The following is a 13,320-nucleotide window of genomic DNA, read 5'->3' as shown; positions in this document are numbered from 1 at the left end:
TTCTTTGGTGGTTATATTATTTTTATATTTATTTTTCTAAGCTGTGACTGCTATCGCTTTACAACACTATGAATTACATGTGAATTTTCAAAATATACTGAGAAGCCTGAGTAATCCCAACGAGTGATTTTTGGGTTACGTTTAGTTACTTTACCTTTTGATACTTTGATTCTTTGAGCAGGACCGAAACGCTTTTTTACCTGTTTCATGCTTTGACCATGTGTAGGCAGATTCGCTTTCTTTAATACTTTTGCATGCGGGCCAATCGCTAATATTTCTGCACTTGCACTCATTGGTATCATTTGTGCACTAAAAGCAAAGGCTGCGCTAAGGAGTAGGGGTTTAATATTCATTTTTATTTTCTCTTCTTTATGACTATTTTTATTAATTCGTTGTCAAATTTTTAAGTATGTGTTTTCTTTTACAATTTTGTTACTTATTCATACAGTCAGGGCTATAATCCGCACCCATGTTTAAACCATTAGAACTCTTTGTCGGTTTGCGTTACACACGCTCAAAGCACAAAAATAACTTTATATCGTTTATTTCCTTGGCTTCCATGCTTGGGATATTATTTGGGGTTCTTGTACTTATTACCGTTCTTTCCGTAATGAATGGGTTCGAGAAAGAGCTTAGGGATAGAATACTAAGCATGGTTTCGCATGTCACCATTAGTGAGACAAACGGTTTGCTCTCAGATTGGCGGAAACAACAGCAGGAACTTGTTGATATGCCAGAAGTTATTGGCTCTGCACCATTCATCAGAAATCAGGTTATGTTAAGCGCAAATGGTGAACTTCGTGGCGTTTTACTCGAAGGAATTTTACCAAAAGAGCAGCCAAAGGTGGGGGGTGTGCATAATCGAATGCTGGAAGGCAGTTTTGATGATCTTCAACCGCGTGGATATGGTATTGCCTTAGGCGTAGAACTTGCGCAACAACTAGGTGTGTTCCCAGGGGATAAGGTAACGGTTGTAACACCCAGGTTTAGAGTCACTCCCGCTGGCATGATTCCCAGAAGTAAACGCTTTACCGTGGTTGCCGTGTATAAAATCAATATGGCAGAATATGATAGCGCGACAGCATTTATACATATGCAAGACGCCTCCAAGCTGTTTTCAACCAAAGAGAATGTCACGGGTATTCGTTTAAAATTAACCGATTTATTTGATGCGCCTTCAGTATCAAAAGAATTATCTGAAAAACTCGGTGATGAATTTACGGTTACTGATTGGGGACAAGAAAACAAAAGCCTGTTTCAAGTCCAGAAGACTGAAAAAGTAGTGATGTTCTTCATCCTGTTTTTGATTGTACTGGTCGCAGTGTTTAACCTGGTTTCATCGCTAGTGATGGTGGTGAATGACAAGCAAGCTGATATCGCGATTCTACGTACCCAAGGTATGTCGGCCAAACAGGTCAAACGAATATTCATGGTTCAGGGGATTATTATCGGTTTGTTCGGTGCGATTCTCGGGGCGATTTTAGGTGTATTACTGGCACTGAATATCGGCACAATTGTTGAATGGATAGAAACACTCTTCAATATCGAGTTATTGCCTCAGGATTTGTTCTACGCTAGTTCTAAATTTCCATCAGTCGTGGATTTTAAACAAGTGATAGGCATTTCAATCGCATCGTTTGTTCTCGCAATTTTAGCAACGTTATATCCTGCAAGTCGCGCCGCTAAAGTTCAACCTGCTGAGTCTTTGCGTTATGAATAAACTGATTAATTTAATAAGCAATAAGAGCGAAATTTAAGTATATGTTTCAGCCACTATCCGCTTTTATCGGTTTTCGCTATACCAAGGCGAAGAAAGACAACCACTTTATTTCATTCATTTCATTGGCCTCAGTGATAGGAATTGCGCTGGGTATCATTGTTTTGATTACTGTTCTGTCAATCATGAATGGTTATGTCAAAGGTATTCAAGATCGTCACTTAGGGATGCTTTCTCACGTTACCGTTTCTGATTCGGACTGGGTACTACCCCAATGGGAAAACCGTCGTAATCAGATACTGGAAAATACTCAGGTTACCGGAGCTGCACCATTCATAGAAAAACAGGTGATGCTTAAAGAAGCTGATACTGTTCAGGCAACTTTACTGGAAGGTGTTTTGCCTGATTTAGAAAAAGATATCGGTACAATCAACCGCTATATTCAAACGCCTGAAGGGACAACAGAAGCGGTGAGTTTGAATGTACTTAAATCTGGCGAATATAAAATAATACTGGGTGAAACACTAGCGAAAACCCTGGATGTTTCTATCGGCGAAACAATCACTCTGTTAAGTCCTAAACAACAGAGTTTTACGAATGACGGAGAGTCACAAAACCCTGATGATTTGATTCCGATACTGAAGGATTTTGAAGTCGCTGCCACATTCAAAGTAGATTTAAATATCTATGATAAGTCGGTTGCTTACATTCACATGGACGACGCTGCTGAACTGTTTGGAATGGATAAAGAAGTAACAGGAATACGCGCCCAGATTTCCGATATATTTATGGCGAATCAAGTCACAAAAGAGATAGCTGAAAATTCTAACGGTGACTACGTAATTACTAATTGGACAACACAGCACTCAACATTCTTTAAAGCTTTGCAATTACAGAAAACCATGCTTTTTCTAGTCTTGCTTCTGATCATTGGTGTGGCTGCATTTAATCTTGTCTCTACCTTGATTATGGTCGTTACTGATAAAGAATCTGACATCGCTATCCTCAGAACCTTAGGCATGTCACCGGCACAAGTAATGCGGGTTTTTATCGTGCAAGGTGGATTACTGGCTTTAATAGGAACCGTTATTGGTGTGCTGCTGGGTGTATTGGTTGCGAGTAATGTCAGCGCTATCGTTCAAGGAATCGAGCACCTGATAAATGTTCAGCTATTGAATGCCGAAATTCACGGTATCACGCACATCGATGCAAAAATTGAATGGGGAGATGTGATCTTGATTTCTATCAGTGCCTTCCTGTTATCTATACTGGCAACCATTTTTCCTGCGTGGAAAGCATCTAAAGTCCAACCCGCTGAAGCGCTTCGCTATGAGTAAAACAATGACTGAAACTAATAATAATGGAATAGACAAGGTAATTGCGTGTGAAAACCTTACCAAACGTTTTAAAGAAGGTAAGTTAGACGTTGAAGTACTCAAAGGTATTTCACTTGATATTAGCGCCGGAGAAAAAATAGCCATCGTGGGTAGTTCTGGCAGTGGTAAAAGTACCTTGCTACATATCCTGGGTGGGCTTGATCTTCCAACCGAAGGTACTGTGCGTGTCATGGGTAAAAATATTGCCAAGCTCAGTGATAAAGAACGCGGAGATTTACGTAACCAGTCTCTAGGTTTTATCTATCAATTCCATCACTTACTACCCGAATTCACTGCGCTGGAAAACGTCGCAATGCCATTGCTGATTCGTGGATTATCTACAACTGAAGCCAGTAGCAAAGCCAGTGAAATTCTTAATAAGGTGGGACTCTCTGAAAGGTTGTCTCATAAGCCGGGTCAACTTTCAGGTGGTGAACGTCAACGTGCAGCCATAGCCAGAGCATTGGTAACCAATCCGAATGCGGTATTGGCTGACGAGCCAACAGGAAACCTTGATCATAAAACGGCACTACAAATATTTGATTTGATGCAAAGCCTCAATCAGGAAATGCAAACCGCATTTGTTATCGTTACCCACGATATGCAACTTGCTGAAAAGATGGATAAGATTTACTCGCTGGTTGATGGAAGGCTGAGTAACTACTAAAGTACTTATACGAAACTTCTCGTTAAAAGAACAACACAAGAAAAGCACATCACAGGAAAAGTAGATCACGCTATAAGATAAAATAAGTCTTGAGGACGTCAACATGCTAAAAGCGGTTAAAAGTAATTTTCAGGTTGGAATAGATAACCAATTCAAGCTTTCAGAGGCAGCAACCATTGCTGATAAATCTGAGTTAGATAAAAAAACGCTGAAAAAAGAATTGGGTGACCTCAGGCAGGAACTTGCTGAGTTGCAACATCAGCTATTCGCCGAAGATAAACGCTCATTGCTTATCGTTTTTCAGGCAATGGATGCCGCAGGAAAAGACAGCACCATACGTTCGGTGTTTAATCGTGTAAATCCTGCTGGCTGCCAGGTTTCATCCTTCAAACAACCTTCATCATTAGAGCTCGATCATGACTTTATGTGGCGCAGTAATATTCGCGCCCCAGAAAGAGGTAAAATAGGTATATTCAACCGCAGTTACTATGAAGAAGGTTTAGTGGTTCGTGTTCATCCCGACTATCTAAAATACCAGCGCTTAAATGATTTACCAGAAACGCTGGATGAAAAGAATCTACAAGGATTTTGGCAGAATCGTTTTGAATCCTTTAATGACTATGAAAAGCACCTAGCCAGAAATGGTACTCTGGTTCTAAAGTTCTGGTTGAATGTTTCTAAAGAAGAGCAGAAAAACCGTTTTCTTTCCCGTTTAAACGAACCAGAAAAAAACTGGAAATTCTCATCCGGCGATATCAAAGAACGTGCCTTGTGGAATGATTATATGCACGCCTATGAAGAGCTTATTAATCACACCAGCAAAGAGCACGCTCCGTGGTATGCGATTCCTGCAGATAATAAACTCTATATGCGAGTGCAGGTTGCCAGAACAATTGTTGAGAACCTACGTGCGATGAATCCTCAGTTTCCAAAAGTAGAAAAGAAAGAAGGTGAAAAATTTGAAGAAATGAAACGCTTACTCGAATCAGAATAGATTCATTAAGTAGTTTGTTTTAAATAATCGAAAAAGTGCCTAGCCGAACAGAGTGAGAAAACGTTGGAGTATAACGACGACCCGAAGGGCGTGGTTTCATTATTCATAAGAGAAAAACCACGTTAAAGTAGGGGGGTGACTATTATCTATTATAAATCCTCAATGTTTGTCTCTACGCCGCTTTTACAGCCAATACACCTTCATAAAGAAGATAAGCGCCATAGATAAACAATAATAAGGCATTGAAAATATTGAATTTATCTTTGGCTATTTTCGCACCAAATTTCCCCATATATGCCCACATAAAGAAGCCGATATAGTAAAGCGGGATACCAACAATAAACATAATTAAAATATTCAGGCTATTATTGTCTGTGTAGTTGGCGGTCAATACACCGGTAGGGACAGTCAGCCAGACTTTTGGATTGGTCCACGAAAGCACTATCATCGCTTTCCAATTAAATTTAAAACTGGCTTTGCTGCTTATTGTGCTTTGATAGGTTTTATACGCAAGGTAGAAAATGACCGCTGCACCAATGAAATAGAGACTTGTGTAGATGGCCTCATTTAATTTTCCAATGGTTGTTACGATTGCACCGATCACCATGATGATCGGGAACCAGCCTAATAATTGATAGATCAGGAAATGACGGAATAATTCAGATATCGGCGTATGCTTTGCCGAACTCATCACGGTTATCCAGAAAGGGCCAGCGCTTAGGGTAAACGAAGCCCAGAAGATAATGGTGGGTATAAATTGTTCGAAAGAATCGAAGACAGTTAATATATTCAATGTAAAAAAACGCCCCAAAGGTGGGGGGTGCCTTTACATTAGATCATACTAATAAAAGACTACCTGCCACTCATTAAAATCATCCCGTAATCACTAGGTACAGGGTGACTATTTCTAGTGTTCCAGCCTAATCGTGCATCACTTTTTCCGCCGTCATCATCGTCATTAATGACGACATCCATGCCGAGTTTATTTTTAACAGCAGGTGTTACACCCAGATCTTTCCATTTGATCTTGGCGTGGATTTCGTAGCCATCATATTTCTCTTCTACATCAAATGGAATATCTAATTTCTGGTTTTTTGAAGTGCCACTTCCAAAGGTTGCTTTTTTGCCATTTCGAGCAAATATAAAATGGAAATCGTTGGATTTGTCTAGGGTTTTGCTACGACTATTATTCGGGTCTATGAAGAATTCTACAGAGTCATCATCTTCAGGTTTTTTAGAATCATTCTTCGCTTCTTTGTCGTAAACTTTTGCACTGAAATACAAATAGTCTTTATCCCATTTGACTTGCCATTTACCCGATATATCGCGTTTATCCCACGAATCACCTTCCAGTAAGATATTAAGTGCTTGTGGATTCTCCAGACGGAAGAAATGCTTTGGATCACCTTTAGCAGGGCGAATCACTATTCGAGGTTTATCCGGATCAGTTTTCGGTAGGTATTTTGCTACTTCTTTGCTGCTAGGCTTCTTCGCAGCTTTAATCTCATCCCACTTCCACCACTTATCATTGGTGTTGATAAAGTCGAGACTAGCTTGATGTTTCGGAGATTCTTTTAGATCTTTGCGGATATGTTCTTTTAATCCCCAGCAACCAGACGCATTACAACTTCTAGGCGCACTAAATGCCACAAATAAGTCTGCCCCAAGTTCACGCCATTCTTTATAAATAGTGGCGTATAAATCCGCCATACGGGGATCACGATTTGCTCCAAAAAATAGTGGGTTAGGGTGTTGCATATAATCTCTGGTGGCCCAATCTACTAGACCTTGACCACCTTCATAAGCAACCAGACTCACACCAAAATCATTCGCCAGTTTTTCATGTTTTTTGATTTCATCGATGACTTTATTTAAAGAGCGATACGATTTCTCATCGGTAAGTAGATGGAAAATATCATCAACTGTCTCAGACTCTCTAAAACCACGCGTATTGCCACCGATATAAGGCGCGATTGCCAAAGCATCAACAGACTTGTAAGTATCTTTGTAGGCCAGAATAATGCCGCTAATATCAGGGCGGGTATCCCAACCACTGATGACTCTGACAAATTTCTCGTGACCACCATAGATCTTCTCCCAGATTTCAAAAAATTCAACAGAGCGCTTGGAATAGTATTTATAACCAGCCATTAATGCATCTTGATCGAGTTTTTCCTTGATGCCCATTTTCTGCATGTATTCGTTGTGCACGAAATTCGAATTCCACGCTTCATTGGTGTATTCAATATAGGGTGTTAACTTTGGGTCTAGATTCTCATGCACATAGCTAGCGAACTGCTTAATATAATTATCATCAGCAGCATGTGGCACATTTAACCATGGGTTTGCCTTGAGTCGATTAGCTAATTCAACCTGAACTTCTAACGGTGCACCACGTGATCCATATATGCCGCCCCAGGTTGCATTATCCATTTTAGGACGTTGATCCCAGGTAACTGCAGGATTACGCGTCACGCCAGACATGGGCATAAAACGAATGACATTAAAGTCTTTCATAAAGTTTAGATAATCAGGGTTAAACAGAATTGTTTTGTAATGATCTTTAAAGCTTAGGTATTTTGAATCTTTACAGAAAATAGAGTCTGCAACCTGCTCAAACGGTTTGCCCTGACAAATACCACCCGGTAACAGAATACGAATATTGCGTAAGGGTTTTTCAGGGTTTGATTCTACAATTTGTAATGCAGCCGTCATGAATCCATCAGCGCGCGCGGTGAGTTGAATGGTATCTTCGCCTTTTTCACGTTTCACGACTTCGACATTCTGTAGGTACTCGATTTTGCCTTCACCGTCATAGAGCACGGTATAATTACCCTCTGGATAAGCTTCGCGGCTGACGTTACGTATGAAGAATACACCGGCTTTTCCACCATTGAGTTTCTTCGGCCAGCCTTGTTTATCGTATTCTACTTTTGCCGATGTTAAGCAAGGCTGATCCTTCTTTCGGCAACGAATATTTTCATGAAACGGCATTGATACTCTGAATAAATCAACAAAGGGAATACTGGCATCCTGCTCATAAATTTCATTGGTGTTAATGCCTAATGGTGAAGTCTTATTAACAGCAGGTGGGTATTTAACGTCAATAGAAACTTTTTTTGGCTTAGACGCTGTGTTTTTATCATCAGCTATTTTTGTTATCTCAACAGATGATTGAGTATTACCTTCTGCTGTTTTATTTTTTGTAGTGTCGCTTGTTCCATTTTTGATTGCAGCAGGCGTGAAAACGGATTGCGCTGAGACTTTTTCAGGTTCAAGGTTTTTATAGAGATAAGCCGCAAAAGGGGTTAGCGACAATAAGGCGATAAAAACAAATGTTATGGTACTCAATTTCATTAAAACTCTAAGTTGATTAAAGTGGATAGCTGATTAAATAAAACAGTCGATTAAATGTAGCTTGGTTAAGCTGGCAAGCTACAAAAAGCTGGTAACAATAGCAGATTACAAATAGAGATACTTAATGAATATTTATACGTAAGTATCAATCGCTTAGAAAATCATAACTGGTTAAAATAGTTGTCCCACCTGCTATTACTAAGCCTGCTAATAGATGGTGAAAAAAATAGCTAATTTATGTAATGCTTTGTCTGACTTAAGGCTACTTTAGTTCAAGTTAACTGTCAGATGAGAGTACTTAATATTGGTTTACTATGGGTTTGCTATTGGTATTTTAAAGTTTTGACATTAATTTGGTATTTGTCTGAAATAGTTAAGTAAAAAAGCTTGTTAAAGTAGGGGGGTGACCTCATCTAAATAACAAAATACTTATTTCGACGCTAGCTGTTCCTGTAACGAACTTCCAAAGGTATTGACGGTTATTGCAACTACAATACCGAATAACATGATTCCTATCACTGAAATAAGCAGAGCAAAAATTCGTGATGACTTTTTAGTCGGTCTTAAATCGCCATAACCAACGGTTAAGGCGGTAATAAAAGCCCAGTAGATCGCATCAAAGTTAGTCCAGCCTTCCTTCTTTCCAACCACTAAGCCCAAGACAGCAATCACTATTGAGAATAGTATTAGCGTCGGAAAGGTCAGGACTACCGCCCAAAAAAACTTATAAAGAAAGGCAAATGTTAGATCCATAACTCATTCCTTGATCAGGCTAGACTTCATCCTTTTTAACCCCAAAGAAAATCGCATATAAAGTCGGGACAATAATCAGTGTTAAAATCGTTGCAAAGCTTAGGCCGCAAATAATCACCACAGCCAGGCTTCTAAAGAAAGGATCTGATAGTAAAGGAACAACCCCTAATACCGTGGTCAACACACCTAAACTTACGGGGCGTACACGAGATACAGCCGCATCTATGACTGCAGCCATCCGGGCTTTACCATCGGCTATTTCTGAGTCGGTTTGATCAATCAGCACGATGGCATTTTTTATCAGCATGCCTGTAAGACTTAACATTCCAAGGATTGCCATGAACTCCATTGGCGTCCTTAAAGCGATCAGTCCAAATACAACACCAATGATTGCCAATGGAACCGTTAAATAAATGATAATGGGCTGTTTAATGGCATTAAATAATAAAAAGACCACGATTATCATCGCGCCAAAACCATAAGGGAACGTCGACGCTAAGCCTGCATTTGCATCATTTCCATCGCCATATTGACCTCGCCACTCAAGTTTATATCCATCAGGTAAATTCAGCGCTTCTACTTCAGGTTTAATCTTTGCAAATACTTCACTAACATCAACATCGGGCGCTGGGTCAGCTTCTGCCATAATCGCTAGAGAACGGTTATAACGTTGTAACTTGGCATTTTCAAAGACCACGCCAAAATCATCTACCACTTGCGTGATAGGGATATAACGTCCTGATGATTGACTAAATATTTCGATATCACGAATATTTTTCACATCTTTGCGGTTCTCGGCATTTGGTCTAAATACAATTGAGCGCAATTCATCAGCTTCACGATAAAGTCCAACCGTTGTGCCATTAAAAAACTCATCGATAGCTTTAGATATATCCGATTGTGAGAGACCCACACGTCGTGCATTCTGCTCATTAATTTTTGGCCTGATAACTTTAACCATTTCACGCCAATCATCTTTAACACTTATCGCACCCTGTTTGCTATAGATGGACTTGGTTTGTTCGGCGAGTTCTCGTAAAACTACCGGATCTTTACCCGTAAAACGGGCTTGAATTAAACTGCCTCCACCAGGGCCAAGTACAAACTTCCAAACTTTAGAGATTGCATTGGGGTAGGTCGAATCAAGGTGTGTTTGGATTTTAGGCAATAAGTCTGTTATCTGTTGATAATCTTCCACATCAACTAAAAGTTGACCATAAGCGGCATTACCACTTTCAGCAGAGTAGGTAAGCATAAAGCGTAAATGGCCGCCACCGACGACTCTATTTGTGCCTGTAACTCCTTCTAATTTACGTACCCAATCACTTACTTCATTCAAGTCAGAATTGGTTTTATTAAAGGTTGTACCTTGAGGAAGCGTGTAATCAATAACAAATTGTGCACGCGTAGATGTCGGAAAAAAGCCTTGTTTTACCTGTCCAAAACTAACGACTGCGGCAGCGAAAAGAGCAAGAACCAAGCCCAGTGTTACCCAGCGAAAACGTAGAAAACCAGTCAGGATTTTGCGATAACCGGACAGGATAAAATGCTCTTTCTTAACTTTGGTTGAAGCAGCTTCAGCTTTTAAGAATAACGTACAAAAATACGGTGTTAGCCAAATCGCGATCAACCAACTAAATAGCAGTGATATGGTAATCGTCCAGAATAGCGAACCAGCGTATTCACCGGTGTTATCTGGTGAAAATCCGATCGCTGAAAAGGCGAGGAAGCCAACAACAGTTCCGCCTAATAATGGCCATTTAGTTTGTTCAACGACGGCGATAGAAGCTTCTTTGGGAGATTCACCTTTTTTAATTCTGACCAGGGTGCCATCAACTACCACAATGGCATTATCCACCAGCATACCTAATGCAATAATCAGTGCGCCTAAGGAAATACGTTGTAAATTCAATCCATAGAAGTACATGCCGATCAGCGTTCCCGCAACAGTAACGAGCAAGATGCCACCCATTAACAGACCACTACGCAAGCCCATAAATATCAGTAAAGTACCAACAACGATCGCTAAAGCTAACATCACATTGACGACAAAATCATTCACAGAAGTCCGTACCGAAACGGATTGATCAGAAATGACAGACAACTGCATACCTAAAGGTCTTTGGCTTTCGAGTGCCGCTATACGGGCATTAACAGCATCACCCATATTTACAACGTTACCGCCGATGGTATTCGAAATGCCTATACCAATTGCTGGTTTGCCGTCTCGATATAACAGTTTTGACTCTGGTTCTTTAACCCCACGTTTAACAGTAGCAATATCTTTTAAGCGAAAGCTGCGTCCACTTTGCGCATTTACAATCACGAGTTCTTCGATATTTGCTAGCGATGAAACTGCAGAACTAGGGCGAATTGTTAAACGGGTGTTACCTGCATCGACACTACCGGCAGAAGTGACAAGATTTTGCCCTTCGAGTAATTGCGCTACTTGCCCAGATGAGAAACCTAACTGAGCAAGTTTGGATGGATTATATTCAACATAAATGACTTCTGTGGGGTCACCTGCTATCAATACTTTAGAAACCCCCGGTACCAATACTAATTCCTTTTGTAGAGATTTTGCATAGGTCTTTATTTCAGCTAGCGAATAGCCATCACCAGTAATAGCAAAATAAAGCGCATACACATCACCGAAATCGTCATAAACGATTGGGGGTGAAGAACCCGGAGGTAGTTGATTGGTGATATCAGATATTTTCGCCCGCAGTTGTGAGAATTTCTGATTTAACTGAGGACGGGTTTTAGTTGATGAAATGGTAAATTCAAGAGTGACTTCTGAAAGACCTATCGAAGAAACTGACTTTACTTCTTTCACACCTTGTAATTGTTGTACCGCATTTTCTACAACATCGGTCACTTCGTCAGCGACTTCTGTTGCACTCGCACCCTGATAAGGCGTGATTATTTTGACCTGTCTAACGATAAACTCAGGATCTTCAAAACGTGGCAATAAGGTATAAGCCAGATATCCGCCAAATAAAATAAGCAGTGTTAATAAAGCACTGACTACGCGTTTTTCAATCGCAAACTTTGCAAGATTCATGCGATTATTCTCCAACAGCGGTGATTGGTTTTACTTGCATTCCATCTTGTAAAGCGGATATCCCCGCAGTGACAACCACATCTCCGGTTTTGATGCCCTTAGAAACTGCTACATTCGCTCCTGTAGCTTCGCCTATAGTGATATCACGTTTTGACACTTTATTGGCATCATCAACTACCCAAACAAATGGATTTCCTGAAGGTAGGGAAGCTATTGCTGCTACTGGTAATGAGTATTTATCACTGTTACCGCTATTACCCGTTACAATTAAATTACCGGTCATACCTGGAAGTATTGGCTCGCCTTTAGAGTTCTTGATAGCAACACGCCCCTGGTAGGTTTGTGTAGCTGAATCTGCTTCGCTAGAAAATTCGCGCTGTTCTGCCGGAAACTCTTTTCCTGGAAAACTATCTAACACAACAGTCGATTTCAATTGATCTTTAATAGGAACAAGTATCACGATATCAGGCGCAGGGATATTAAAAACAATATCAATTTCAGAAGAGGTTTTCTGGATGGTTGCGATAGACTCTTTTGCTTGAACGTTGGCAAAATTTTCAACTTGACGCGATGAAATTCTGCCGTCAAAAGGTGCGCGTAAAGTGGCATCAGCCAAAGTATCTTCAAGATTTTTAAGTTGCGATTGCAAGCCTTGAATGACAGCAACCTGTGCAGAAACATCTTCTTTTCTACCGCCAGTTTTACCTTTGCGTAATTCTTGCTTTTTGCTGTTTAAATTAGCTTTTGCAACGGTTAAGGCGCTCCGGTCTTTGTCCAGCTCATTTCTTGCAATTACCTGCTTTTTAACCAACTCTGCGGTACGGTTAAATTGAATTTGAGCTTGATTCAATTCTGCCTGAGCCGCTGTTACCGCTGAATTTAATGAGGCAACATCTTCAGGTCTTGCGCCTGCTTTCATTGCTTTCATCTGAGCATTGGCTTGATTTATCTGGCTTTTAAGTTGAGTGATTTTGGATTGAAAGTCACGTTTATCAAGTTGCGCAATGACATCACCTTTCTTAACTTCCATTCCATTTTTTATCGGTAACTGTTGCAATTTACCTGATACCCTAAAAGAAAGATCGACTTGTTGAGTGGCCAAAACCACTGCAGAATAAGTTTTCTTTATTGAATTACTGGCGGGTTTAACCGTGATTGTTTTTACCGGTCTAACCACTGCAGCTTTGGCTTCTGGTTTTTTATTGTCACCGCCATTACATGCACTGACAAACAAACTAAAACTAAGTGTGATCAATAGGATTATGCGTTGATGTAACTTTTTTGAAAGCCTGTAATTCATTAGAAATCCTTTGGTAGAAAATTGTTTTGTTTTAATATTTCATGATTATAGGAGAAATATATAGGCTTGGTAAAAAGTGCTTAAAAGTAGGG

10 protein-coding genes are annotated in these 13,320 nt (G+C 40.2%); 4 read left to right on the top strand and 6 right to left on the bottom strand.

The window, feature by feature from the left end:
- Positions 1-50 precede the first annotated feature (50 nt).
- Positions 51-353, bottom strand: a complete 303-nt coding sequence (locus Q1A31_RS03770; protein ID WP_299872572.1) for a hypothetical protein — start codon at positions 351-353, stop codon at positions 51-53.
- A gap of 116 nt (positions 354-469) precedes the next feature.
- Here Q1A31_RS03770 and Q1A31_RS03765 point away from each other — a divergent pair, with 116 nt between their 5' ends.
- The 4 genes from Q1A31_RS03765 (at position 470) to Q1A31_RS03750 (ending at position 4,754) form a co-directional block, all read left to right on the top strand.
- Complete coding sequence (locus Q1A31_RS03765) at positions 470-1,720, top strand: lipoprotein-releasing ABC transporter permease subunit (RefSeq protein WP_299872569.1); 1,251 nt, start codon at positions 470-472, stop codon at positions 1,718-1,720.
- Between the two features lie 41 nt (positions 1,721-1,761).
- The gene (locus tag Q1A31_RS03760) at positions 1,762-3,054 is read left to right on the top strand and encodes a lipoprotein-releasing ABC transporter permease subunit (RefSeq protein ID WP_299872566.1); all 1,293 of its coding nucleotides are present in this window, start codon (positions 1,762-1,764) and stop codon (positions 3,052-3,054) included.
- The gene (lolD, locus tag Q1A31_RS03755) at positions 3,047-3,760 is read left to right on the top strand and encodes a lipoprotein-releasing ABC transporter ATP-binding protein LolD (protein WP_299872563.1); all 714 of its coding nucleotides are present in this window, start codon (positions 3,047-3,049) and stop codon (positions 3,758-3,760) included. Before Q1A31_RS03760 ends, lolD begins: the two co-directional genes overlap by 8 nt.
- Before the next feature lie 103 nt (positions 3,761-3,863).
- Positions 3,864-4,754, top strand: coding sequence for a PPK2 family polyphosphate kinase (locus Q1A31_RS03750; RefSeq protein ID WP_299872560.1), 891 nt, complete (start codon positions 3,864-3,866; stop codon positions 4,752-4,754).
- A 172-nt stretch (positions 4,755-4,926) separates the two neighbouring features.
- Here the strand turns inward: Q1A31_RS03750 and Q1A31_RS03745 are convergent, their stop codons facing one another.
- The 5 genes from Q1A31_RS03745 to Q1A31_RS03725 all read right to left on the bottom strand — a co-directional run bounded on the left by Q1A31_RS03745 (position 4,927) and on the right by Q1A31_RS03725 (position 13,228).
- Positions 4,927-5,547 carry a hypothetical protein gene (locus Q1A31_RS03745; RefSeq protein WP_299872557.1) on the bottom strand — a complete coding sequence of 207 codons (621 nt, stop codon included), beginning with the start codon at positions 5,545-5,547 and terminating at the stop codon, positions 4,927-4,929.
- A 59-nt stretch (positions 5,548-5,606) separates the two neighbouring features.
- Positions 5,607-8,111: a sugar-binding protein gene (locus tag Q1A31_RS03740; RefSeq protein ID WP_299872555.1), complete on the bottom strand. Its 2,505-nt coding sequence runs from the start codon at positions 8,109-8,111 to the stop codon at positions 5,607-5,609.
- Between the two features lie 429 nt (positions 8,112-8,540).
- The gene (locus tag Q1A31_RS03735) at positions 8,541-8,864 is read right to left on the bottom strand and encodes a potassium channel family protein (protein WP_299872553.1); all 324 of its coding nucleotides are present in this window, start codon (positions 8,862-8,864) and stop codon (positions 8,541-8,543) included.
- Between the two features lie 19 nt (positions 8,865-8,883).
- Positions 8,884-11,928, bottom strand: coding sequence for an efflux RND transporter permease subunit (locus tag Q1A31_RS03730; RefSeq protein ID WP_299872550.1), 3,045 nt, complete (start codon positions 11,926-11,928; stop codon positions 8,884-8,886).
- Between the two features lie 4 nt (positions 11,929-11,932).
- Positions 11,933-13,228 (bottom strand): efflux RND transporter periplasmic adaptor subunit, encoded by a 1,296-nt coding sequence (locus tag Q1A31_RS03725; protein WP_299872547.1) that lies wholly within the window; start codon positions 13,226-13,228, stop codon positions 11,933-11,935.
- Positions 13,229-13,320: the final 92 nt, after the last annotated feature.

It is taken from the genome of uncultured Cocleimonas sp. (genome assembly GCF_947495625.1).
In the GTDB taxonomy this organism is placed as follows: Bacteria; Pseudomonadota; Gammaproteobacteria; order Thiotrichales; family Thiotrichaceae; genus Cocleimonas.
Note: the sequence above shows the minus strand (reverse complement) of the source record. Positions and strands in the feature narration are given on the sequence as shown.

Coding starts and splice junctions, on each gene's coding strand:
- Q1A31_RS03760 (WP_299872566.1), top strand. CDS start 1,762: ATGTTTCAGCCACTATCCGCTTTTATCGGTTTTCGCTATACCAAGGCG.
- Q1A31_RS03765 (WP_299872569.1), top strand. CDS start 470: ATGTTTAAACCATTAGAACTCTTTGTCGGTTTGCGTTACACACGCTCA.
- Q1A31_RS03740 (WP_299872555.1), bottom strand. CDS start 8,111: ATGAAATTGAGTACCATAACATTTGTTTTTATCGCCTTATTGTCGCTA.
- lolD (WP_299872563.1), top strand. CDS start 3,047: ATGAGTAAAACAATGACTGAAACTAATAATAATGGAATAGACAAGGTA.
- Q1A31_RS03770 (WP_299872572.1), bottom strand. CDS start 353: ATGAATATTAAACCCCTACTCCTTAGCGCAGCCTTTGCTTTTAGTGCA.
- Q1A31_RS03750 (WP_299872560.1), top strand. CDS start 3,864: ATGCTAAAAGCGGTTAAAAGTAATTTTCAGGTTGGAATAGATAACCAA.
- Q1A31_RS03730 (WP_299872550.1), bottom strand. CDS start 11,928: ATGAATCTTGCAAAGTTTGCGATTGAAAAACGCGTAGTCAGTGCTTTA.
- Q1A31_RS03725 (WP_299872547.1), bottom strand. CDS start 13,228: ATGAATTACAGGCTTTCAAAAAAGTTACATCAACGCATAATCCTATTG.
- Q1A31_RS03735 (WP_299872553.1), bottom strand. CDS start 8,864: ATGGATCTAACATTTGCCTTTCTTTATAAGTTTTTTTGGGCGGTAGTC.